The organism is Pseudomonas sp. LBUM1676 (genome assembly GCF_059695605.1).
In genome coordinates, this window is record NZ_CP166777.1 from 6,276,227 (window position 1) to 6,298,369 (window position 22,143).

The 22,143-nt window shown below is 56.9% G+C and carries 18 protein-coding genes, 2 tRNA genes and 3 rRNA genes; 9 read left to right on the forward strand and 14 right to left on the reverse strand.

Annotated features, from left to right (window positions below; genetic code table 11):
* Nucleotides 1–2: 2 nt before the first annotated feature.
* The 8 genes from ACA041_RS29080 to tyrS form a co-directional block, all read right to left on the reverse strand.
* Nucleotides 3–752, reverse strand: coding sequence for a pantothenate kinase (locus ACA041_RS29080; protein ID WP_497438905.1), 750 nt, complete (start codon nt 750–752; stop codon nt 3–5).
* The gene (birA, locus tag ACA041_RS29085; RefSeq protein WP_497438906.1) at nt 742–1,701 is read right to left on the reverse strand and encodes a bifunctional biotin--[acetyl-CoA-carboxylase] ligase/biotin operon repressor BirA; all 960 of its coding nucleotides are present in this window, start codon (nt 1,699–1,701) and stop codon (nt 742–744) included. The genes ACA041_RS29080 and birA overlap by 11 nt, the downstream gene beginning before the upstream one ends.
* A 137-nt stretch (nt 1,702–1,838) precedes the next feature.
* Nucleotides 1,839–1,954: ribosomal RNA gene (gene rrf / locus ACA041_RS29090) — 5S ribosomal RNA — on the reverse strand.
* A 157-nt stretch (nt 1,955–2,111) separates the two neighbouring features.
* Nucleotides 2,112–5,003 (reverse strand): 23S ribosomal RNA (locus ACA041_RS29095).
* 249 nt (nt 5,004–5,252) lie between these two features.
* Nucleotides 5,253–5,328, reverse strand: a tRNA-Ala gene (locus tag ACA041_RS29100).
* 34 nt (nt 5,329–5,362) lie between these two features.
* Nucleotides 5,363–5,439, reverse strand: a tRNA-Ile gene (locus ACA041_RS29105).
* Between the two features lie 165 nt (nt 5,440–5,604).
* A 16S ribosomal RNA gene (locus ACA041_RS29110) occupies nt 5,605–7,143 on the reverse strand.
* The 16S, 23S and 5S rRNA genes sit together here with 2 tRNA genes alongside, the layout of an rRNA operon.
* A 550-nt stretch (nt 7,144–7,693) precedes the next feature.
* Nucleotides 7,694–8,893 carry a tyrosine--tRNA ligase gene (gene tyrS / locus ACA041_RS29115; RefSeq protein WP_497438907.1) on the reverse strand — a complete coding sequence of 400 codons (1,200 nt, stop codon included), beginning with the start codon at nt 8,891–8,893 and terminating at the stop codon, nt 7,694–7,696.
* Nucleotides 8,894–9,106: 213 nt separating this feature from the next.
* On the opposite strand from tyrS, the gene ACA041_RS29120 reads away from it, so the two are divergent.
* Both ACA041_RS29120 and ACA041_RS29125 read left to right on the forward strand, forming a co-directional pair.
* The gene (locus ACA041_RS29120) at nt 9,107–10,552 is read left to right on the forward strand and encodes a peptidoglycan DD-metalloendopeptidase family protein (RefSeq protein WP_497438908.1); all 1,446 of its coding nucleotides are present in this window, start codon (nt 9,107–9,109) and stop codon (nt 10,550–10,552) included.
* Nucleotides 10,553–10,555: 3 nt separating this feature from the next.
* Nucleotides 10,556–11,647 (forward strand): anhydro-N-acetylmuramic acid kinase, encoded by a 1,092-nt coding sequence (locus ACA041_RS29125; protein ID WP_497438909.1) that lies wholly within the window; start codon nt 10,556–10,558, stop codon nt 11,645–11,647.
* 70 nt (nt 11,648–11,717) lie between these two features.
* Here ACA041_RS29125 and erpA read toward each other — a convergent pair whose 3' ends face one another.
* Nucleotides 11,718–12,068, reverse strand: a complete 351-nt coding sequence (gene erpA, locus ACA041_RS29130; protein WP_007947969.1) for an iron-sulfur cluster insertion protein ErpA — start codon at nt 12,066–12,068, stop codon at nt 11,718–11,720.
* A 168-nt stretch (nt 12,069–12,236) separates the two neighbouring features.
* Nucleotides 12,237–13,271 (reverse strand): N-acetyl-gamma-glutamyl-phosphate reductase, encoded by a 1,035-nt coding sequence (gene argC / locus ACA041_RS29135; RefSeq protein WP_497438910.1) that lies wholly within the window; start codon nt 13,269–13,271, stop codon nt 12,237–12,239.
* A gap of 136 nt (nt 13,272–13,407) precedes the next feature.
* On the opposite strand from argC, the gene hemJ reads away from it, so the two are divergent.
* From hemJ to coq7, 6 genes are all read left to right on the forward strand, one after another.
* Nucleotides 13,408–13,836 (forward strand): protoporphyrinogen oxidase HemJ, encoded by a 429-nt coding sequence (gene hemJ, locus ACA041_RS29140; protein ID WP_497438911.1) that lies wholly within the window; start codon nt 13,408–13,410, stop codon nt 13,834–13,836.
* Between the two features lie 32 nt (nt 13,837–13,868).
* Nucleotides 13,869–14,837 (forward strand): NAD(P)H-dependent flavin oxidoreductase, encoded by a 969-nt coding sequence (locus tag ACA041_RS29145; RefSeq protein WP_497438912.1) that lies wholly within the window; start codon nt 13,869–13,871, stop codon nt 14,835–14,837.
* Between the two features lie 93 nt (nt 14,838–14,930).
* The gene (locus ACA041_RS29150) at nt 14,931–15,905 is read left to right on the forward strand and encodes a DUF805 domain-containing protein (protein ID WP_497438913.1); all 975 of its coding nucleotides are present in this window, start codon (nt 14,931–14,933) and stop codon (nt 15,903–15,905) included.
* A gap of 61 nt (nt 15,906–15,966) precedes the next feature.
* The gene (locus tag ACA041_RS29155) at nt 15,967–16,755 is read left to right on the forward strand and encodes an SDR family NAD(P)-dependent oxidoreductase (protein ID WP_497438914.1); all 789 of its coding nucleotides are present in this window, start codon (nt 15,967–15,969) and stop codon (nt 16,753–16,755) included.
* Between the two features lie 81 nt (nt 16,756–16,836).
* Nucleotides 16,837–17,175, forward strand: coding sequence for a histidine triad nucleotide-binding protein (locus tag ACA041_RS29160; protein ID WP_150800425.1), 339 nt, complete (start codon nt 16,837–16,839; stop codon nt 17,173–17,175).
* A gap of 187 nt (nt 17,176–17,362) precedes the next feature.
* Nucleotides 17,363–18,010, forward strand: a complete 648-nt coding sequence (gene coq7, locus ACA041_RS29165; protein WP_497438915.1) for a 2-polyprenyl-3-methyl-6-methoxy-1,4-benzoquinone monooxygenase — start codon at nt 17,363–17,365, stop codon at nt 18,008–18,010.
* Nucleotides 18,011–18,134: 124 nt separating this feature from the next.
* On the opposite strand, the gene ACA041_RS29170 is transcribed toward coq7, so the two are convergent.
* Nucleotides 18,135–18,557: an OsmC family protein gene (locus ACA041_RS29170; protein ID WP_497438916.1), complete on the reverse strand. Its 423-nt coding sequence runs from the start codon at nt 18,555–18,557 to the stop codon at nt 18,135–18,137.
* Nucleotides 18,558–18,806: 249 nt separating this feature from the next.
* On the opposite strand from ACA041_RS29170, the gene crp reads away from it, so the two are divergent.
* Nucleotides 18,807–19,451 carry a cAMP-activated global transcriptional regulator CRP gene (gene crp, locus ACA041_RS29175; protein ID WP_497438917.1) on the forward strand — a complete coding sequence of 215 codons (645 nt, stop codon included), beginning with the start codon at nt 18,807–18,809 and terminating at the stop codon, nt 19,449–19,451.
* Between the two features lie 10 nt (nt 19,452–19,461).
* On the opposite strand, the gene ACA041_RS29180 is transcribed toward crp, so the two are convergent.
* The 3 genes from ACA041_RS29180 to trpD all read right to left on the reverse strand — a co-directional run bounded on the left by ACA041_RS29180 (nt 19,462) and on the right by trpD (nt 22,143).
* Complete coding sequence (locus ACA041_RS29180; RefSeq protein ID WP_497438918.1) at nt 19,462–20,163, reverse strand: lipoate--protein ligase family protein; 702 nt, start codon at nt 20,161–20,163, stop codon at nt 19,462–19,464.
* 97 nt (nt 20,164–20,260) lie between these two features.
* Complete coding sequence (gene trpC / locus ACA041_RS29185; RefSeq protein ID WP_497438919.1) at nt 20,261–21,097, reverse strand: indole-3-glycerol phosphate synthase TrpC; 837 nt, start codon at nt 21,095–21,097, stop codon at nt 20,261–20,263.
* Nucleotides 21,094–22,143 (reverse strand): anthranilate phosphoribosyltransferase, encoded by a 1,050-nt coding sequence (trpD, locus tag ACA041_RS29190; protein WP_497438920.1) that lies wholly within the window; start codon nt 22,141–22,143, stop codon nt 21,094–21,096. The genes trpC and trpD overlap by 4 nt, the downstream gene beginning before the upstream one ends.

Here is a 22,143-nt window from a genome sequence, read left to right on the forward strand (position 1 = left end):
CCTCAGGACAAGGGACATGCCATAGCCAGGCCTACAAATACCAGGTCAGGAACCACCCGTGCCTCAGGCGCGACCCCGGAGACCAGATCCGCATCCCCGCCGGTGAGAAATACCGTGAAATCTTCCCCCCAATAACTGCGCGCCAGCTCCAGCTGAGTCAGGACAAAACCCCTGAGCATCAACGAGCATCCGCGCTCCACAGCCTCGACCGTGGTGCGACCAGGGACCAGGCTTTCCAGCGCGCGCTCGGCGGCAAGATCGCCATAGCGGATTCTACGGGTATGGGTACGCAGCTGGTTACGCATCAACGGCATCCCCGGACAGATGAATCCTCCGAGATGCTCTCCGTCGCTCGCGATGAAGTCGGCAGTCACAGCGGTACCGAAATCGAGCACAAGGCACGCACCGGAGGCCAGGTGAAAACCGCCGAGCATCGCCAGCCAGCGATCGAGACCCAGTCGCTCGAAATCTTCATAGCCATTACGAACACCAGCCATCTCGCGAGCCGGCGTCGCACATGTCACCGACACCGCAAAAGCATCTGTCAGCAAAGAAATCAGTGCGCCGGTCTCTTCGGTGGTCCTGACGCTGACCAGCCGGCAAAACCTGAGGGCAAGACCTTTAAATGCCTTCAAACCCTCCAGCAATGCGAGATCCGAATCAACGACCCCTTCACCCACTACCCGACGGGCATTCGCATCGAGCACACGCCATTTGATAAAACTGTTTCCACAGTCGAGCTCAAGAATCATCACGCAACCTCAGACTGAGCTCACCACCACTAAAGACTTTTTCCAAGCCATCCACCTTCAAGCGCAAAGCACCCTGGCCATCAATGCCCAGTACTTCGCCATCTATATGGTTAACGCCCGCAATCAGCGACACAGCGCGCCCCTGCCACAGATGATTTTGCTCCCACTCCGCCTGCAATGCCGAGAACCCGCCGACCTGATGACGACTCAAATAGGCCTGGAGCCTCTCCTCCAAGGCGGCAACGAGGTGATTGCGATCAAATACCTTGCCTGACTCAAGCCGCATGGACGTCCACTGCTGATCAACCTCATCGGTCATCTGCATGTTCACATTGATCCCGACACCCAGGACCACGTGACATACGTCAGCCGGATCCCCCACCAGCTCGAGCAATATCCCTGCAATCTTTTTCTGCCCTACCAGGACGTCATTGGGCCACTTCAGCCCGGCCGCCGAAACACCAACCTCTCGCAAGGCCTGCATCACCGCAAGCCCGACGACCAGGCTCAAGCCCTCCAACTGCCGCATTCCACCTTCAATGCGCAGCACCAGACTGTAATAGATGTTTTCGGCGAAAGGGCTGACCCATTTTCGACCACGGCGACCCCGTCCGGCAGTCTGCCGCTCGGCAAGCACCAGGAATGGCGCAGCCTGGCCGCGCTCTATGGCGCGCAAGGCTTCAGCGTTAGTGGAATCAATTGAGTCGAAGACCAGAACGGGCCAGTCGCAGGAGGGGCTCCGCTCTCTGATACTGAGAGGATCAAGCAGCGTCAATGGCGCAGCCAGCTGATAGCCGCGCCCGCGCACCTTATGAATGGACAAGCCAAGTTCAGCCTCCAGATGCTGAAGCTGCTTCCATACCGCGCTACGACTGATACCCAAGGCAACGCCCAGGGCCTGGCCGGAATGGAACCGACCATCCTTAAGAAGCTTTAACAACGTCAGCATGCAAGTCTCGCCTCACAATGAGGCCCGCATGATAGCCATGCCCCGAGCCGTTGCATAGAAACCCTGGAGGTCAGATTTTCCTGGAGACAAAAACAAAACCCCTACCTGCGTACGCAGATAGGGGTTTCGGAATTTAATCTTGACGATGACCTACTCTCACATGGGGAAACCCCACACTACCATCGGCGATGCATCGTTTCACTGCTGAGTTCGGGATGGGATCAGGTGGTTCCAATGCTCTATGGTCGTCAAGAAATTCGGGTACTGAGTCGCGACCAGCTGGCCTCGCTTCAGCAAATTGGGTATGTGATAGCTTTCGGTGTTTTGTGAGATTCGAACTTTCGGTTCATTTCGTCTTCACACACCGCAATCTGATGCTCTTTCGAGTAGTCAAATTGCTTGGGTGTTATATGGTCAAGCCTCACGGGCAATTAGTATTGGTTAGCTCAACGCCTCACAGCGCTTACACACCCAACCTATCAACGTCGTAGTCTTCGACGGCCCTTCAGGGGACTCAAGGTCCCAGTGAGATCTCATCTTGAGGCTAGTTTCCCGCTTAGATGCTTTCAGCGGTTATCTATTCCGAACATAGCTACCCGGCAATGCCACTGGCGTGACAACCGGAACACCAGAGGTTCGTCCACTCCGGTCCTCTCGTACTAGGAGCAGCCCCTCTCAAATCTCAAACGTCCACGGCAGATAGGGACCGAACTGTCTCACGACGTTCTAAACCCAGCTCGCGTACCACTTTAAATGGCGAACAGCCATACCCTTGGGACCGGCTTCAGCCCCAGGATGTGATGAGCCGACATCGAGGTGCCAAACACCGCCGTCGATATGAACTCTTGGGCGGTATCAGCCTGTTATCCCCGGAGTACCTTTTATCCGTTGAGCGATGGCCCTTCCATACAGAACCACCGGATCACTAAGACCTACTTTCGTACCTGCTCGACGTGTCTGTCTCGCAGTCAAGCGCGCTTTTGCCTTTATACTCTACGACCGATTTCCGACCGGTCTGAGCGCACCTTCGTACTCCTCCGTTACTCTTTAGGAGGAGACCGCCCCAGTCAAACTACCCACCATACACTGTCCTCGATCCGGATAACGGACCTGAGTTAGAACCTCAAAGTTGCCAGGGTGGTATTTCAAGGTTGGCTCCACGCGAACTGGCGTCCACGCTTCAAAGCCTCCCACCTATCCTACACAAGCAAATTCAAAGTCCAGTGCAAAGCTATAGTAAAGGTTCACGGGGTCTTTCCGTCTAGCCGCGGATACACTGCATCTTCACAGCGATTTCAATTTCACTGAGTCTCGGGTGGAGACAGCGCCGCCATCGTTACGCCATTCGTGCAGGTCGGAACTTACCCGACAAGGAATTTCGCTACCTTAGGACCGTTATAGTTACGGCCGCCGTTTACCGGGGCTTCGATCAAGAGCTTCGCGTTAGCTAACCCCATCAATTAACCTTCCGGCACCGGGCAGGCGTCACACCCTATACGTCCACTTTCGTGTTTGCAGAGTGCTGTGTTTTTAATAAACAGTCGCAGCGGCCTGGTATCTTCGACCGGCATGAGCTTACGGAGCAAGTCCTTCACCCTCACCGGCGCACCTTCTCCCGAAGTTACGGTGCCATTTTGCCTAGTTCCTTCACCCGAGTTCTCTCAAGCGCCTTGGTATTCTCTACCCAACCACCTGTGTCGGTTTGGGGTACGGTTCCTGGTTACCTGAAGCTTAGAAGCTTTTCTTGGAAGCATGGCATCAACCACTTCGTGTTCTAAAAGAACACTCGTCATCAGCTCTCGGCCTTAAGATCCCGGATTTACCTAAGATCTCAGCCTACCACCTTAAACTTGGACAACCAACGCCAAGCTGGCCTAGCCTTCTCCGTCCCTCCATCGCAATAACCAGAAGTACAGGAATATTAACCTGTTTTCCATCGACTACGCTTTTCAGCCTCGCCTTAGGGACCGACTAACCCTGCGTCGATTAACGTTGCGCAGGAAACCTTGGTCTTTCGGCGTGGGTGTTTTTCACACCCATTGTCGTTACTCATGTCAGCATTCGCACTTCTGATACCTCCAGCAAGCTTCTCAACTCACCTTCACAGGCTTACAGAACGCTCCTCTACCGCATCACCTAAGTGATACCCGTAGCTTCGGTGTATGGTTTGAGCCCCGTTACATCTTCCGCGCAGGCCGACTCGACTAGTGAGCTATTACGCTTTCTTTAAAGGGTGGCTGCTTCTAAGCCAACCTCCTAGCTGTCTAAGCCTTCCCACATCGTTTCCCACTTAACCATAACTTTGGGACCTTAGCTGACGGTCTGGGTTGTTTCCCTTTTCACGACGGACGTTAGCACCCGCCGTGTGTCTCCCATGCTCGGCACTTGTAGGTATTCGGAGTTTGCATCGGTTTGGTAAGTCGGGATGACCCCCTAGCCGAAACAGTGCTCTACCCCCTACAGTGATACATGAGGCGCTACCTAAATAGCTTTCGAGGAGAACCAGCTATCTCCGAGCTTGATTAGCCTTTCACTCCGATCCACAGGTCATCCGCTAACTTTTCAACGGTAGTCGGTTCGGTCCTCCAGTTAGTGTTACCCAACCTTCAACCTGCCCATGGATAGATCGCCCGGTTTCGGGTCTATTCCCAGCGACTAGACGCCCTATTAAGACTCGCTTTCGCTACGCCTCCCCTATTCGGTTAAGCTCGCCACTGAAAATAAGTCGCTGACCCATTATACAAAAGGTACGCAGTCACCCAACAAAGTGGGCTCCCACTGCTTGTACGCATACGGTTTCAGGATCTATTTCACTCCCCTCTCCGGGGTTCTTTTCGCCTTTCCCTCACGGTACTAGTTCACTATCGGTCAGTCAGTAGTATTTAGCCTTGGAGGATGGTCCCCCCATATTCAGACAAAGTTTCTCGTGCTCCGTCCTACTCGATTTCATGACTAAGAGATTTTCGCGTACAGGGCTATCACCCACTATGGCCGTACTTTCCAGAACGTTCCGCTAATCTCAAAGCCACTTAAGGGCTAGTCCCCGTTCGCTCGCCACTACTAAGGGAATCTCGGTTGATTTCTTTTCCTCAGGGTACTTAGATGTTTCAGTTCCCCTGGTTCGCTTCTTAAGCCTATGTATTCAGCTTAAGATACCTAACTTATGTTAGGTGGGTTCCCCCATTCAGACATCTCCGGATCAAAGTCTGTTTGCCGACTCCCCGAAGCTTTTCGCAGGCTACCACGTCTTTCATCGCCTCTGACTGCCAAGGCATCCACCGTATGCGCTTCTTCACTTGACCATATAACCCCAAGCAATCTGGTTATACTGTGAAGACGACATTCGCCGAAAATTCGATAATACTCAATTAAGAGCAACTCACAAATTTTACCTTAGCCTGATCCGTTACCAGTGAAAGTAACGTTCAGTCTATCTTTCTATCACATACCCAAATTTTTAAAGAACGATCTAATCAAAGACTAGAAATCAACATTCATCACCGTCTTGGTGGAATGCTCATTTCTAAGCTTTCAACAAACAGAAGCAGTAGTGGTGGAGCCAAACGGGATCGAACCGTTGACCTCCTGCGTGCAAGGCAGGCGCTCTCCCAGCTGAGCTATGGCCCCGTATTTCTACAGGCGTTTCCCACACAAGCAAAATTGGTGGGTCTGGGCAGATTCGAACTGCCGACCTCACCCTTATCAGGGGTGCGCTCTAACCAACTGAGCTACAGACCCAATTTCGAGCTACTCAGGCCGACCTCACCCTGCTCTTTACCACAAAGCATGGGGTGTGCTCTAACCAACCAAGCTACAACCCAATTTCGGGCTGCTTCTAAATCGTCTTCTTCAATGAATCAAGCAATTCGTGTGGGAACTTATGGAGCAGCTGATGTCGTCGATTAAGGAGGTGATCCAGCCGCAGGTTCCCCTACGGCTACCTTGTTACGACTTCACCCCAGTCATGAATCACACCGTGGTAACCGTCCTCCCGAAGGTTAGACTAGCTACTTCTGGTGCAACCCACTCCCATGGTGTGACGGGCGGTGTGTACAAGGCCCGGGAACGTATTCACCGCGACATTCTGATTCGCGATTACTAGCGATTCCGACTTCACGCAGTCGAGTTGCAGACTGCGATCCGGACTACGATCGGTTTTCTGGGATTAGCTCCACCTCGCGGCTTGGCAACCCTCTGTACCGACCATTGTAGCACGTGTGTAGCCCAGGCCGTAAGGGCCATGATGACTTGACGTCATCCCCACCTTCCTCCGGTTTGTCACCGGCAGTCTCCTTAGAGTGCCCACCATTACGTGCTGGTAACTAAGGACAAGGGTTGCGCTCGTTACGGGACTTAACCCAACATCTCACGACACGAGCTGACGACAGCCATGCAGCACCTGTCTCAATGTTCCCGAAGGCACCAATCCATCTCTGGAAAGTTCATTGGATGTCAAGGCCTGGTAAGGTTCTTCGCGTTGCTTCGAATTAAACCACATGCTCCACCGCTTGTGCGGGCCCCCGTCAATTCATTTGAGTTTTAACCTTGCGGCCGTACTCCCCAGGCGGTCAACTTAATGCGTTAGCTGCGCCACTAAGAGCTCAAGGCTCCCAACGGCTAGTTGACATCGTTTACGGCGTGGACTACCAGGGTATCTAATCCTGTTTGCTCCCCACGCTTTCGCACCTCAGTGTCAGTATCAGTCCAGGTGGTCGCCTTCGCCACTGGTGTTCCTTCCTATATCTACGCATTTCACCGCTACACAGGAAATTCCACCACCCTCTACCATACTCTAGCTCGTCAGTTTTGAATGCAGTTCCCAGGTTGAGCCCGGGGATTTCACATCCAACTTAACGAACCACCTACGCGCGCTTTACGCCCAGTAATTCCGATTAACGCTTGCACCCTCTGTATTACCGCGGCTGCTGGCACAGAGTTAGCCGGTGCTTATTCTGTCGGTAACGTCAAAACAGATACGTATTAGGTAACTGCCCTTCCTCCCAACTTAAAGTGCTTTACAATCCGAAGACCTTCTTCACACACGCGGCATGGCTGGATCAGGCTTTCGCCCATTGTCCAATATTCCCCACTGCTGCCTCCCGTAGGAGTCTGGACCGTGTCTCAGTTCCAGTGTGACTGATCATCCTCTCAGACCAGTTACGGATCGTCGCCTTGGTGAGCCATTACCTCACCAACTAGCTAATCCGACCTAGGCTCATCTGATAGCGCAAGGCCCGAAGGTCCCCTGCTTTCTCCCGTAGGACGTATGCGGTATTAGCGTCCGTTTCCGAGCGTTATCCCCCACTACCAGGCAGATTCCTAGGCATTACTCACCCGTCCGCCGCTCGCCACCAGGTACAAGTACCCGTGCTGCCGCTCGACTTGCATGTGTTAGGCCTGCCGCCAGCGTTCAATCTGAGCCATGATCAAACTCTTCAGTTCAAACATCTTTGGGTTTTTAAGAAACCCTAAACTTGGCTCAGCAATCGTTGGTTACATCTTTGATTTCTCGCGGAGTAACTTGTGATGCTGATAATCTTGTTGACTATCAGTCTGACTCCACAAGCACCCACACGAATTGCTTGATTCAGTTGTTAAAGAGCGGTTGGTTAAGATCTTTCGTCTCAACCGAGGCGCGCATTCTACGCTTTCCTCTGCTGCTGTCAAGCGGTTATTTTCAGAAGTTTTCAAAGTTTCCTTTGCAACTTCAACCACTTGCGCTTCCGATCTCTCGTCAGCGGGAGGCGAATTCTACAGCGTTAGTCGCTGCTGTCAACACCTCTTTTACACCGCTTCGATCGAGAAGATCGAATCGTTAACAAGGCGACAACACACTGCCCTACCAACTCCTTCCAGGCTTCGATGATCTGAAGCACCCCGCTGCCGAAAACTGCCTAACTCTTTGTTTACCAAGGAGTTTTCCGTTTCGACTGCGCCGGAAGTGGGGCGAATTATAGACTTCCTGAATCCGCCGTCAACCTTTATTTCAGCCTTATTCGGATTTGAGCGTAATACGCGCAAATGCCTTCTTTCCAGCCTGACAGACATGGGTCGCGCCGAGTACGTATATAAAGGTGCGATCGACCACCTCACCATCTATACGCACACCACCAGAGCCGAGCAGGTCACGCGCCACGGCAGAGTTCTTCACCAGGCCCGCCTTATTAAGGACAGCGGCGATTGGCATATCTTCGGCAGCCGTCAGCTCGATCTCTGGCAGATCATCCGGCAGCTCGCCTTCCTTCATACGGTTGCCCGCCGCACGGTGAGCATTGGCGGCAGCCTCCTCGCCATGGAAGCGCGCTACGATTTCTTCAGCCAGCTTGATCTTGATGTCTCGCGGATTGGCACCCGCCTCGACATCCGCACGAAATGCGTTGATCTCATCCATGGAGCGGAAGCTGAGCAATTCGAAGTAACGCCACATCAGCACATCAGGGATGGAGACCAGTTTGCTGTACATGACGCCTGGAGCTTCCTGAATACCGACGTAGTTGCCCAATGACTTGGACATCTTCTTCACGCCATCCAAACCTTCTAGCAACGGCATGGTCAGAATGCACTGAGGCTCCTGGCCATAACCACGCTGCAGCTCACGCCCCATCAGCAGGTTGAATTTCTGGTCGGTTCCACCCAGCTCGACGTCCGCGCGCAACGCAACAGAGTCGTACCCCTGCACCAGCGGATAGAGGAACTCATGAATGGCGATCGGCTGATTGGTGGTATAGCGCTTGTCGAAGTCGTCGCGCTCGAGCATGCGCGCAACGGTGTATTGCGAAGTCAGGCGAATGAAGTCAGCCGGACCCATCTGATCCATCCAGGTGGAGTTGAACGCCACCTCAGTCCTGGCCGGATCAAGGATCTTGAACACTTGCGTCTTGTAGGTCTCGGCATTCTCGAGCACCTGCTCGCGAGTAAGCGGAGGACGCGTTGCGCTCTTGCCGCTCGGATCACCGATCATCCCGGTGAAATCACCTATAAGGAAGATCACCTGGTGACCCAGGTCCTGGAACTGACGCAGCTTATTAATAAGCACGGTGTGGCCCAGGTGCAAATCCGGCGCGGTCGGGTCGAAGCCCGCCTTGATACGCAGCGGCTGACCACGCTTGAGCTTCTCGATCAGCTCGGACTCGACCAACAGTTCTTCCGCACCACGTTTGATCAGCGCTAGCTGCTCTTCAACCGACTTCATAACAGACCCGCAAGGCTCGAATTCAAAGGGAAACAACCATACAAGATCGCGCGTCAAATACAAGTTTTGCCCGGCGCACGGACGCCAATCCACGGACAGAAGGTCCGCGGACTTGCTTCAGAGACGATTTGGTTATATTTTATACAGTTATTTCATCTTCATCATGTCATTCATCTTTTCCAATTCATCTTTTTTCAAAGTCAAACATTACCTATGACCAAAGAATCGTCTAAAGCGCCGCCGCTTTACCCGAAGACCCACCTGCTCGCAGCAAGTGGTATCGCCGCGCTTCTGAGCCTGGCGCTTCTGGTATTCCCTTCCAGTGATGTTGAAGCCAAAAGAACGACCCTGAGTCTTGAACTGGAAACACCTGCAGAACAACTGACACAAGATCAAGACGCCGCTGAGGCGGTCCAGGCCACAAATGAGCCGCAAGCGCCCCCTTTCGCGCAGATCGAAAACAGCAGCGAAGAGGCTACCGAAACTGCTCAGGTCGAGCCGGCAGCTGAGCCCGCGCCTGCGCCTGCGCCTGCGCCAGTCATTGAAGAAAAGAAGGCTCCCAGTCACAGGGAAGTGATCGTTGCCAAAGGCGACACGCTCTCCACTCTGTTCGAGAAAGTCGGCCTCCCCTCCGCTTCGGTGCATGAAGTGCTGGCCAGTGGCAAACAAGCCAAGCTGTTCAGCCAACTCAAGCGCGGCCAGAAGCTCGAGTTCGAACTCAACCCGGAAGGCCAACTGATCAATCTGCACAGCAAGGTCAGCGATCTTGAAACCATCAGCCTGACCAGGAACGACAAGGGTTATGCCTTCAACCGCATTACCGCCAAACCGACCGTGCGCTCTGCCTACGTTCACGGGGTGATCAATAGCTCGCTGTCACAGTCTGCCGCTCGCGCCGGTCTGTCCCACAGCCTGACCATGGACATGGCCAGTGTGTTTGGTTATGACGTCGACTTCGCCCAGGACATTCGCCCGGGTGACCAGTTCGACGTGATCTACGAGCAGAAAGTCGTCAATGGCAAAGCAGTCGGCAATGGCCCGATCCTTTCCGCGCGCTTCATCAACCGCGGCAAGACTTACACCGCCGTGCGCTACACCAACAAACAAGGCAACACCAGCTACTACACCGCAGATGGCAACAGCATGCGCAAGGCGTTCATCCGCACGCCAGTGGATTTCGCCCGCATCAGCTCGAAATTCTCCATGGGCCGCAAGCACCCGATCCTGAACAAGATCCGCGCCCATAAAGGTGTCGACTATGCAGCTCCGCGGGGCACGCCGATCAAGGCTGCCGGCGACGGCAAAGTATTGTTGGCCGGTCGCCGCGGCGGCTACGGCAATACCGTGATCATCCAGCACGGCAATGCTTACCGCACGCTTTACGGCCACATGCAAGGTTTCGCCAAGGGCGTCAAGACTGGCGGCAGCGTCAAGCAGGGCCAGGTGATTGGTTACATCGGTACAACCGGGCTTTCGACCGGGCCGCACTTGCACTATGAGTTCCAGGTCAATGGCGTGCACGTCGACCCGCTGGGCCAGAAGGTAGCGATGGCCGATCCGATCTCCAAGGCCGAACGCGCACGCTTCCTGGCGCAGAGTCAGCCACTGATGGCGCGCATGGACCAAGAGAAAGCCACCATGCTGGCTTCGAAGCGCTAAGTCATGACGCTCTATATAGGCGTGATGTCCGGGACCAGCCTCGATGGACTGGACATTGCGTTGATCGAGCAAACCTCGGCGATCAGACTGATCGCTACGCACTACATCCCAATGCCTGACTCCCTGCGCGCCGAGCTGCTTGGCTTGTGCGCCAGTGGGCCGGACGAGATTGCCCGCTCCGCCATCGCCCAGCAGAACTGGGTGAAGCTGGCCGCGCAAGGCATTCACACCCTCCTTGATCAACAAGACCTGAAGCCCGCAGACATTCGCGCGATTGGCAGCCACGGCCAGACCATTCGCCACGAACCGTCGCGCGGGTTCACGGTGCAGATCGGCAACCCTGCCCTGCTGACCGAATTGACCGGCATCACCGTCGTCAGCGACTTCCGCAGCCGCGACGTCGCGGCTGGCGGGCAAGGCGCACCCTTGGTTCCGGCGTTTCACGAAGCTTTATTCGAAGAGCAGGAAGGTAACCGCGCGGTGTTGAACGTCGGCGGCTTCAGCAATCTCAGCCTGATCGAACCTGGCAAACCTGTAGCCGGTTTCGACTGCGGCCCCGGGAATGTGCTGCTGGATGCGTGGATTCACCAGCAACGCGGCCACAACTTCGATCGTGACGGCCAATGGGCTGCCAGCGGCAAGGTCGAGCCTGTTCTGCTGAAGACGTTGCTCAGCGATCCGTTTTTTGTGACCAAAGGCCCGAAAAGTACCGGTCGCGAAGTATTCAACCTGCCGTGGCTGACACAGCACCTGTCACAACTACCCACCTTCGCCGCCGAAGACGTGCAGGCAACGCTTCTTGAGCTGACCGCACTGACTATCGTCGAGTCATTGCAGAGTGCTCAATCGGATACCCGGCAATTGCTGGTTTGCGGCGGCGGTGCACACAACGCCACGTTGATGGACCGCTTGGCCAGCCTGCTGCCCCACACACAAGTCAGCAGCACCGCGACTTGCGGTGTCGACCCGGACTGGGTTGAAGCCATGGCCTTTGCCTGGCTGGCCCATTGCTGCCTGGAAGGCATTGCGGCCAATCGCCCCAGCGTCACCGGCGCCCGAGGCCTGCGCGTACTGGGCGCCATCTACCCCGCCTGAACCCGAACCCCGGACAGCAAAACGCCGCAAGGCCTTGAGACCATGCGGCGTCCGGTGCTGCTCCGCGCGATCAGATCGAGAACGAAGAGCCGCAGCCACACGTGGTGGAGGCGTTCGGATTCTTGATGACGAAACGCGAACCTTCCAGACCTTCCTGATAATCCACCTCGGCACCTGCCAGGTACTGGAAGCTCATTGGATCGACGACCAGACTCACACCCTCGCGCTCGACGATGGTGTCGTCATCGGCCACTTCTTCATCGAAGGTGAAGCCGTACTGAAAACCTGAACAACCGCCGCCCGTAACGAATACGCGCAGCTTCAAGCGATCATTCCCCTCTTCATCGACCAGGCTCTTCACCTTGTGCGCGGCACCGTGGGTGAATTGCAAAGCCGTGGGGGTGAAGGATTCGACGCTCATGCTGACTATCTCCCGGCGTTACGCCGCCATAATGCGTGATGATGTGCATTATCCGCTTCTCCCAGAAAATCGGTCAACTATTGTTACGGTATATCAATCGAACCAAGCGCCAGTCCCGAATGCAAAAAGGCCCGTCAGACGGGCCTTTTTGTCGAGTGCGATACCGCCTTATGGCAGCATGCCGGCATGAGACAAGCCCAGGCGCTCATCCAGCCCGAACAGGATGTTCAGGTTCTGCACCGCCTGACCCGACGCGCCTTTGACCAGATTATCGATCACCGACAGCACCACCACCAAGTCACCATCCTGCGGCCGATGCACGGCGATACGACACACGTTGGCACCGCGCACGCTGCGGGTTTCCGGATGACTGCCGGCAGGCATGACGTCGACGAACGGTTCGTTGGCGTAACGCTTTTCAAACAACGCCTGCAAATCCACCGAGCGGTCCACGACGGTGGCATAGAGTGTCGAGTGAATGCCACGGATCATGGGTGTCAGGTGCGGAACGAAGGTCAGACCGACGTCCTTGCCCGCGGCTCGACGCAGACCCTGGCGGATTTCCGGCAAATGACGGTGTCCTTTGACGGCGTAGGCCTTCATGCTTTCCGAGGTTTCGGAATACAGCGAACCTACAGAGGCGCCACGGCCAGCTCCGCTGACACCGGATTTGCAGTCAGCGATCAAGCGGGTGGTATCGGCCAGACCGGCTTCGAGCAAAGGCAGGAAACCCAATTGTGTAGCCGTCGGATAGCAACCCGGTACGGCGATCAGGCGAGCTTGCCTGATCTGCTCGCGATTGACTTCCGGCAAGCCATAGACGGCCTCCTCCAGCAATTGCGGCGCGCCGTGCGGCTGACCGTACCACTTGGCCCACTCATCGGCGTCTTGCAGACGAAAGTCCGCCGACAGGTCGATGACCTTGGTCCCCGCCGCCAGCAAGTCACCGGCCAGCGCATGGGCAACCCCGTGAGGCGTCGCGAAGAACACCACGTCGCAGGCGCCCAGGGTCTTGATATCCGGAACGCTGAACGCCAGGCCGTCGTAATGACCACGCAGGTTCGGGTACATATCAGCCACGGCCAGACCGGCCTCGGATCGGGAAGTGATCACTGCCACTTCAGCTTGCGGATGCTGTGCCAACAGACGCAGCAGTTCGACCCCGGTGTAACCCGTGCCGCCGACGATACCGACCTTGACCATATACCTGCCCTCAACGAACCCACTGGAAAGCCGTCGATAATAGGGCCCGTATCGTCCTGCGACAACCGCCAAGGTGACGTGCGGAGCCTCAAGCCTCTACTATCGCGCCTACCGTGAACCTGGGAATACCAAAAAAATGCTCTATCTATGGCTCAAAGCGTTGCACATCGTCAGCATGGTCTGCTGGTTTGCCGGCTTGTTCTACCTGCCGCGCCTGTTCGTCTACCATGCGCAAAGCGAAGACAGCATCAGCAAGGAACGCTTCAGCATCATGGAGCGCAAGCTGTACCGTGGCATCATGGGGCCGGCGATGATCGCCACCCTGGTTTTCGGCATCGCGCTGATCGCCTTGAACCCCGGTATATTCAGTCAGGGCGCCTGGATTCACGCGAAGTTGACCCTGGTGGTGATCCTGATCGGCTACCACCACATGTGCGGAGCCCAGGTGAAACGTTTTGCCCGTGGCGAAAACACCCGCAGCCATGTCTTTTATCGCTGGTTCAATGAAGTACCGGTTCTGATATTGCTGGCTATCGTAATTCTGGTCATCGTTCGGCCGTTCTAATTCAATCAGCATCACTCACCGGGGTACTTCCAATGTCGCTGCCCGCTTTGCTCGAACAACGTTTGCGCCTGCCCGTGGTGGCAGCGCCGATGTTCCTGATTTCCAATCCGCAACTGGTGCTCGCCTGCTGCCGTAATGGCGTGGTGGGCAGCTTTCCCGCCCTGAATCAGCGCGAGAGCAGCGGCTTCAAGGCCTGGCTGGAGGAAATCGAAGCAGGGTTGGCGATACTGGAAAACCCGGCGCCTTATGCGGTGAACCTGATCGTTCACAACAGTAACCCGCGCCTGCAAGCGGACCTGGAGATCTGCATCGAGCACAAAGTGCCGATCGTGATCACCAGCCTCGGCGCCGTAAAGGAACTGGTCGATGCAGTCCACGGCTATGGCGGCCTGGTGTTCCACGATGTGACGACCCGTCGCCATGCCGAGAAAGCCGCCGAGGCCGGGGTAGATGGCCTGATCGCCGTGGCCGCGGGTGCCGGCGGACACGCCGGAACCTGGAGCCCGTTCTCGCTGATTGCCGAGATCCGCCAGTTCTTCGACAAGACCCTGCTGCTGGCCGGTTGCCTGAACCACGGGCACGAGATTCTTGCCGCGCAATTGCTCGGTGCGGATCTGGCCTACTTCGGTACGCGATTCATCGGCACTACCGAAAGCCATGCACCTGACGCCTACAAGCAGATGTTGCTGGCTTCCAGAGCCGCCGACATCGTTCATACTCCAGCGGTGTCGGGCGTACCGGCGAGTTTCATGCGACAAAGCCTGGAGGCCGCCGGGTTCGACATGGCGGCATTGCAAGGCAAGGGCGAGGTCAACTTCGGCTCCAAGCTCAAGCCGTTGAGCGATGAAGCCAAAGCCTGGAAAACCGTGTGGTCCGCGGGTCAGGGCGTCGGCGAAATCGATGACCTGCCGAGCGTCGATCAATTGGTCGCCCGCCTGGACGATGAATACCGCAAGGCTCTGGAACTGTCGGTACAGCTGCGTGAACGGTGGCCGCGCTGACGGAACGTCTGGCTCAGCTGCTCTCGACTGGCCCTTACGCTCCTGGCGCGCAACACGCTCCATTCAAATAATTCGCGACAAGGATGCCTCGCAATGAGCGAAAACCGTTACAAGATCGTATTCGACGGCGCTTTGCTGCCCGGTGTCGAGGTCACCACCGCCAAACTCAATCTCGCCGAGTTATTCAAATCCGATGTCGCTGCCGTCGAGCGGCTGTTCAGTGGCCGGCCGGTAGCACTCAAACGCGGCTTGTCACAGGCCGAAGCTCAGACCTACCTTCAGGCGCTGACGAAAACCGGCATCGATGCCCGGATCGAAAGCGAGCCCCCGGTCGAACTGAACTTGTCCGATGTGCACGACCACACGCCTGTCGATCCGCCTCCATCGAGAGATCCGGAATCACCCTACGCACCGCCGCGCGCGGCCGTCGGCGATGTGTTGCCGGAGTTCGCCCCGCTCAAGGCGTTCAGTTTCGAGGGCCGTATAGGCCGCTTGCGCTACCTGGCCTGGACGATGGTCCTGATGCTGGTGACGCTTGGCATCGGCGCCGTGCTGGGTGTTTTCGGCCTCGCCCTTATCAGTACGGATTCCAGCGCCGGGCTGATTCTCGGGGGCCTGCTGGCCTTTATTCTGATCGTGGCGCTCGGGTTCGTCAGCATTCAGTTCAGCGTCCAGCGCCTGCACGACATCGGCTGGTCCGGCTGGCTCTGGCTGCTGACCCTTGTGCCGTTCGTGGGCAGCTTCTTTCCGTTCGTAATGATGATCATGCCGGGCAACAACACCGCCAATCGCTACGGCGCCCCACCACCGCCGAACAGCACCGCGGTCAAGGTCCTGTCCGCACTATGGCTGGTAGCTGTTGCGATTCTGTTTGTCGGCGGGCTGACCGGTGGGCTCACTGCGATCCAGAGTGAATACGAAAGCGTCACCGAACGCAGCTACGAAAGTGACTCGGTCACCGTTGAAGAGATCGAAGATCAGACCGCTGTGCAAGCACAGCCAGCGCCAAATTCAGCCGAGGATGCAGCCGAAGCAGCCCGGCCCCCTGTAGACTCTGCGCAAGAATGAACAGCGCTTCCCGCCCGTGACACTGCGTCGCCGGCGCGAAGCTGCTGCGATGGAGAATGGCATGACCCGTTACGCTCTGATCACCGGCGCTTCCAGCGGCATCGGCCTTGCGATGGCCGAAGCGCTGGCCCGGCGCGGCCGCAGCCTGATTCTGGTGGCCCGACAGCGTGATCAGCTGGAAAGTATTGCGATTGAACTGACTCAACGTTTTGGTGTGGAAGTGTTGTTCCGGGCCTGCGACCTGGGCGAACCCTTGCGGCTGTCCGGGTTTCTGCTGGAACTGGAGGAAGGTGACCGCCAGATCGATCTGCTGGTCAACTGCGCCGGCATAGGGACTTGTGGTCCTTTCCTGGCCCAGGACTGGATGACCGAGCAGGATCTGATCGAGGTCAACATCCTCGCCCTCACCCGCCTGTGTCATGCCGTCGGCAACAGCATGGCGTTGCAGGGTGGCGGGCAGATTCTGAACGTGGCCTCGGTGGCTGCATTCCATCCCGGTCCGTGGATGAGCACTTATTACGCCAGCAAAGCCTATGTGCTGCACTTTTCCGAAGGTTTGCGCGTCGAGCTGAAGAAATGTGCGGTCAAGGTATCGGTACTCTGCCCTGGCCCGACCCACACGGCGTTTTTCCGCACCGCGCAACTGAACACCGACAAACTGATCGACAGCAAACTGCTGATGAGCCCCGAGGAAGTCGCGCTCTACACCGTGCGCGCCCTGGAGAAAAATCGCGCCATCATCATTCCCGGCCGACGCAACCGCTGGCGCGCCTTCCTGCCGCGCCTGGGGTCACGCTGGCTGACCCGGACAATCGCCGGCATGGTCAACAAGGCCTATTGCCCGCGTTGATCGAACCTGAAAGTAAAAGGCTGGGCTCGGGCATAACCCGTGGTTACACTCAGGCCAGCCCAAACAACGGAGAAAACAGCTGTGGATACTCTGTTCACCAAGATCATCAATCGGGAAATCCCGGCGAAGATCATTTACGAGGACGACCAGGTACTGGCCTTCCACGACATCGCCCCACAGGCACCCGTGCATTTTCTGGTGATCCCGAAAAAGCCGGTGCGCACACTTAACGACCTCACCGAGGACGACAAGGCATTGGCCGGGCATATTCTGTTCACTGCCCAGCGCCTGGCCCTGGAATTGGGCTGTGAAGAAGGTTTCCGTGTGGTCATGAACTGCAATCCACTGGGTGGGCAGACGGTCTATCACATTCATATGCATGTGCTGGGTCAGCGGCAGATGCATTGGCCGCCGGGCTGATTTACCACCGTCCTCTGTAGGAGCCGGCTTGCTGACGATGGCGGTCTGCGATGTTGAGGTGATCTTTCGTACGCCATCGCCAGCAAGCCGTTTCCTACAGATCAAGCCTGCGACGCAATGACCCAGCGCAAACCTTCCCCGGCCGATTGGGTTAAACTGGCCGCCGAGATTCTTCCCGGAGGTCAGCATGACTACCCAACGTCACTACTCGCCAATTGACCGTCTTCTGCTGCAAGCCGATGCCGCGATGCGTACCCTGTTGCCCTCCAGCGGCCAACCGTACCGTCCGTCGCCCGCCATCGTGCAGCCGGATGCGAAAATGAGCGACGAAGACACCCGGCACGTTGCCGGCCTGATGCGCATCAACCATACCGGCGAAGTCTGTGCCCAGGCGTTGTATCAGGGTCAAGCCCTCACCGCCAAACTGCCGCAAGTGCGCGCCGCCATGGAACACGCTGCCGAAGAAGAAATCGACCACCTGGTCTGGTGCGAGCAACGTATCCATCAGTTGGGCAGCCACACCAGCATCCTCAATCCACTGTTCTACGGCATGTCGTTCGGGATCGGCGCGGTGGCCGGGTTGATCAGCGACAAAGTCAGCCTGGGTTTTGTGGCGGCTACCGAGCATCAAGTCTGCAAGCACTTGAATGAGCACCTGCAGCAGTTACCGGCCGAGGACGAGAAGTCCCGGGCAATTCTGGAGCAGATGCGCCTCGACGAAGAACAGCATGCCGAAAGTGCGCTGGAGGCTGGTGGCTTCCGCTTTCCGGCGCCGGTGAAGTTCGGCATGAGCCTGATGGCCAAGGTGATGACCAAAAGCACTTACCGGATCTGATAGCGGGGTCAATAAGAAGGGCCTCATCGCGAACACTCGTTTCCACAATGGCTTCGCGACAGCATGAAAAAGGCGACTGCCTTGAAGTAGTCGCCTTTTTTGTGTCCGAAAAACCCGACTCGATTCAAACCAGCTCGATAATCTCGTAGTCGTGGGTGATTTCAACACCGGCCGCGCCGAGCATGATCGACGCCGAGCAATATTTCTCTGCCGACAGCTCGATGGCGCGTTTGACTTGGGCTTCCTTCAGCCCCCGGCCTTTGACCACAAAGTGCATATGGATCTTGGTAAACACTTTCGGATCCTCGGTCGCGCGTTCAGCTTCGAGGAAAGCTTCGCAGCTCTCAACGGCTTGGCGAGACTTCTTGAGGATGCTGACCACGTCGAAATTGCTGCAACCGCCGACTCCCAGCAGAAGCATTTCCATTGGCCGGACACCCAGGTTGCGACCGCCGGCATCGGGCGGACCGTCCATGACCACGACATGACCGCTACCGGATTCGCCGAGGAACATGGCTTCGCCAGCCCATTGGATGCGTGCCTTCATCGCCAAGACTCCACTGTCTAAAAAAGGGTCGCCAGCTTAGCACAGGGCCCTGTATCGGCTGTGCTCACCTTCCCTGGACATAACCATCCAAACCCGGGTAAATGCTCGAATATTGCAGGAAGTGTCTGGTAAGCTGGCGCCAATTTAGCTGGCGCATAGCCAGCCTCGTTGCGAACAACAAAGATTGCAGGCTTCGCCAGCCCTTACAAACAAACCAAACACACCGTGCAGTCTTTTCGGGATACAACCATGGTTGCTATTGCGCCCACGCCCAAGATCAAGAACCTCGACAAACTGTTGATGCATTGCCAGCGCCGTCACTATCAGGCCAAAACCCCTATCATTTGCGCTGGGGACCGCTCGGACACGTTGTTTTTCATCATCAAAGGCTCGGTCACTATCCTGATCGAGGACGACGATGGTCGCGAAATGATTATTGCCTACCTGAACGCCGGGGACTTTTTCGGTGAGCTGGGTCTGTTTGAACAGGCCGGCCTGGAACAGGCACGTAGCGCCTGGGTGCGCGCCAAGATCGAATGTGAAGTCGCGCAGATCAGCTATGCGAAATTCCGCGAATTGTCCCGGCAGGATCCGGACATTCTTTACGTACTCAGCGGACAAATTGCACAACGTCTGCGCAACACCACCCGCAAGGTGGGTGACCTGGCGTTTTTTGACGTGACCGGACGAGTTGCTCGCTGTCTGCTCGAACTGTGCAAACAACCTGACGCCATGACCCACCCTGACGGCATGCAGATCAAGGTGACCCGCCAGGAGATCGGGCGCATTGTCGGTTGTTCCCGGGAGATGGTCGGTCGCGTGCTCAAGGACCTGGAAGAGCGCAACCTGGTGAACGTCAAAGGCAAGACCATGGTGGTTTTCGGTACGCGCTAAGCTCGAACACTCAAGCCCTGAACATCTCTGCCAGCAGCTGGCGATAGAGCGAATCGAGCCGCTCCAATGCACCGGGTGCGGCGAATTTCTCATGCAGGGCGATGTGGCTCTCGGCGCGCACCCGTTGTTCAAGACCACAGGCCTCATTGAAACGGTTGACCGCCGCGACCATCGACTCACGCTCGTTATCGAGCAACAAAGCCCCGTGCACCAATCCCACCGGACGCGAACCACCCTTGCTCTGGCGCCAGCGCTGAGCGGTGCCAACCATTTTTCGACCGTCGAGATTGACGTTGAAACGGCCGTCACAGAAAGCGCCTTCGACTTCGCCCAAGGATGAAACGCCGCCCAGCTCATCCAGCAGTTGGCAAATCGGGTCGCAGAGTCGCCGGTAAGCGGATTCGATCCGGTTCTGATCACCCTCGCTGCGCGGTGGTGCGTAGACCAGCGCAATGTTGATCGTCGATGCCGATTGCGGCACCGGTTCACCGCCGGTTTCACGTAAGAGTACTGGCCAGCCGGCGGCGGCAGATGCTTCGCACGCAGCCTCGAAGCCGGGCAGACGACTCAATCGGCGCGGCATGACCAATGCGCGGTCGCTGGGTTGCCAGAACAGCAAGCCAAAGTCCGAATCACCGGTGCACACATGGGCCAACAGGTCTTGTTCGGCCAGGAGGCCGGCTTCAACGGTCAGAGAAATTGGCTGGGGCATGGATGATTCCGTAAGACGTGAAGTCTCTGGGGTACTTGATGGCCTCTTCGCGGGCAAGCCCGCTCCCACAGGGGATCGGGTTGCCCGCAAGATGTGGTCAGTCGAGGGTCGAGCCGCTGACAGGAATGCCGCGTTCAGGGAAAAACAGACGCTGCAACTCGGTCCCCGGATTCTCGGCACGCATGAACGCCTCACCAACCAGGAACGCATACACATCGCTGATTTCCATCAGTTCGACATCGGCCCGATTGAGGATGCCGCTCTCGGTAATCACCAATCGATCACGCGGGATACGCGGCAACAGATCAAGCGTCGTTTCCAGATTGACGTCGAAGGTGTGCAGGTTGCGGTTGTTGACGCCGACCAGGGGAGTGTCGAGGGTTTTCAAGGCCCTTTCCAGCTCATCGCCATCGTGGACTTCCACCAGCACATCGAGGCCGACGCTTTTTGCCACGGCCGCCAGCTCGGCCATTTTCACATCATCCAGCGCCGAGACAATCAACAATACGCAATCAGCACCCAGGGCACGGGCTTCAACGATCTGGTAAGGATCGATCATGAAGTCCTTGCGGATCACCGGCAGTTTGCACGCCGCACGTGCCTGCTGAAGATACGCGTCGGCGCCCTGGAAGTAATCGATATCGGTGAGCACCGACAGGCAGGTCGCCCCGCCCCTCTCATAGCTCGTGGCGATGTCGGCGGGAACGAAATTCTCGCGGATCACGCCTTTGCTCGGCGAGGCTTTCTTGATTTCAGCAATGACCGCAGGCTGCTTCAGCTTGGCCTGGTCGATCAATGCCTTGGCGAAACCACGGGGTGCATCGGCCACCTTGGCCAGACTTTCCAGCTCGGCGAGGCTCATACGAGCACTGCGCTCGGCGACTTCTTCGACTTTGCGGGCCAGAATGTTTTCCAGAACCGTCGGCACACTCATCCCTCATTCTCCACCTTGAATACCGCGGTAAACGCACCCAACTCCTCAAGTTTTTCCCGAGCGAGACCGGTGTGCAGCGCATCGTGCGCCAGGGCAACGCCCTCTTTTAAAGTGCTGGCCAGGTCGGCGGCATACAGCGCGGCACCGGCATTGAGCACGATCATCTCGGCGGCTTTCTGGCCGCTTTCGGTCTTGCGCTTGCCCAGAGCATCGCGAATCAGTTCAAGTGACTGGGCCGGACTCTCCACCACCAGGCCAAACAAGCTCTGGCTCTTTATACCGAGGTCTTCCGGCTGCACCCAGTACTCTGTTATTTCGTCGTTTTTCAGATCGGCCACATAGGTGGGTGCCGCCAGGCTGAATTCGTCCAGGCCGTCCTGGGAATGCACCACCAGCACATGTTTGCTGCCCAGACGCTGCAAAACTTCGGCCAGTGGCCGGCACAACGCCTGATTGAACACACCTACCACCTGATGTTTCACACCGGCCGGATTCGTAAGCGGACCGAGCATGTTGAACAAGGTACGCAGGCCCAGCTCCCGACGCGGGCCAGCGGCGTACTTCATGGCACTGTGATGGGTCTGGGCAAACATGAAACCGATGCCGACATTATCGATGCAGCGTGCCACTTGCACCGGCGTCAGGTTCAGGTAGATCCCCGCTGCCTCCAACAGATCGGCACTGCCGCTTTTGCCCGAGACCGCACGGTTACCGTGCTTGGCAACGGTGCAACCGGCGGCTGCGACGACAAACGAAGAGGCGGTGGATACGTTGAAGATGTTCGCACCGTCACCGCCGGTGCCAACGACATCGACGACGCTGTCGAGGGTCTTGAGTTCGACCTTGTCCGCCAACTCGCGCATGACCGACACGGCACCCACGATCTCGTCGATGCTTTCGCTCTTCATGCGCATGGCCATCATGAACGCGCCGATCTGCGCGTCGGTGCACTGCCCGGTCATGATTTCGCGCATCACATCGCGCATCTCGTCGGTGCTGAGGTCGAGCTGGTCGACGATACGGCTCAGGGCTGTCTTGATATTCAT

What these genes read in the sequence shown, in the direction of transcription:
- ACA041_RS29125 (WP_497438909.1), top strand. Translation starts at nt 10,556, where the DNA reads ATGACGCTCTATATAGGCGTGATGTCCGGGACCAGCCTCGATGGACTG.
- trpC (WP_497438919.1), bottom strand. Translation starts at nt 21,097, where the DNA reads ATGAGTGTGCCGACGGTTCTGGAAAACATTCTGGCCCGCAAAGTCGAA.
- crp (WP_497438917.1), top strand. Translation starts at nt 18,807, where the DNA reads ATGGTTGCTATTGCGCCCACGCCCAAGATCAAGAACCTCGACAAACTG.
- coq7 (WP_497438915.1), top strand. Translation starts at nt 17,363, where the DNA reads ATGACTACCCAACGTCACTACTCGCCAATTGACCGTCTTCTGCTGCAA.
- ACA041_RS29145 (WP_497438912.1), top strand. Translation starts at nt 13,869, where the DNA reads ATGTCGCTGCCCGCTTTGCTCGAACAACGTTTGCGCCTGCCCGTGGTG.
- ACA041_RS29120 (WP_497438908.1), top strand. Translation starts at nt 9,107, where the DNA reads ATGACCAAAGAATCGTCTAAAGCGCCGCCGCTTTACCCGAAGACCCAC.
- tyrS (WP_497438907.1), bottom strand. Translation starts at nt 8,893, where the DNA reads ATGAAGTCGGTTGAAGAGCAGCTAGCGCTGATCAAACGTGGTGCGGAA.
- erpA (WP_007947969.1), bottom strand. Translation starts at nt 12,068, where the DNA reads ATGAGCGTCGAATCCTTCACCCCCACGGCTTTGCAATTCACCCACGGT.
- ACA041_RS29155 (WP_497438914.1), top strand. Translation starts at nt 15,967, where the DNA reads ATGACCCGTTACGCTCTGATCACCGGCGCTTCCAGCGGCATCGGCCTT.
- ACA041_RS29150 (WP_497438913.1), top strand. Translation starts at nt 14,931, where the DNA reads ATGAGCGAAAACCGTTACAAGATCGTATTCGACGGCGCTTTGCTGCCC.
- ACA041_RS29170 (WP_497438916.1), bottom strand. Translation starts at nt 18,557, where the DNA reads ATGAAGGCACGCATCCAATGGGCTGGCGAAGCCATGTTCCTCGGCGAA.
- argC (WP_497438910.1), bottom strand. Translation starts at nt 13,271, where the DNA reads ATGGTCAAGGTCGGTATCGTCGGCGGCACGGGTTACACCGGGGTCGAA.
- birA (WP_497438906.1), bottom strand. Translation starts at nt 1,701, where the DNA reads ATGCTGACGTTGTTAAAGCTTCTTAAGGATGGTCGGTTCCATTCCGGC.
- hemJ (WP_497438911.1), top strand. Translation starts at nt 13,408, where the DNA reads ATGCTCTATCTATGGCTCAAAGCGTTGCACATCGTCAGCATGGTCTGC.
- ACA041_RS29080 (WP_497438905.1), bottom strand. Translation starts at nt 752, where the DNA reads ATGATTCTTGAGCTCGACTGTGGAAACAGTTTTATCAAATGGCGTGTG.
- ACA041_RS29180 (WP_497438918.1), bottom strand. Translation starts at nt 20,163, where the DNA reads ATGCCCCAGCCAATTTCTCTGACCGTTGAAGCCGGCCTCCTGGCCGAA.
- trpD (WP_497438920.1), bottom strand. Translation starts at nt 22,143, where the DNA reads ATGAATATCAAGACAGCCCTGAGCCGTATCGTCGACCAGCTCGACCTC.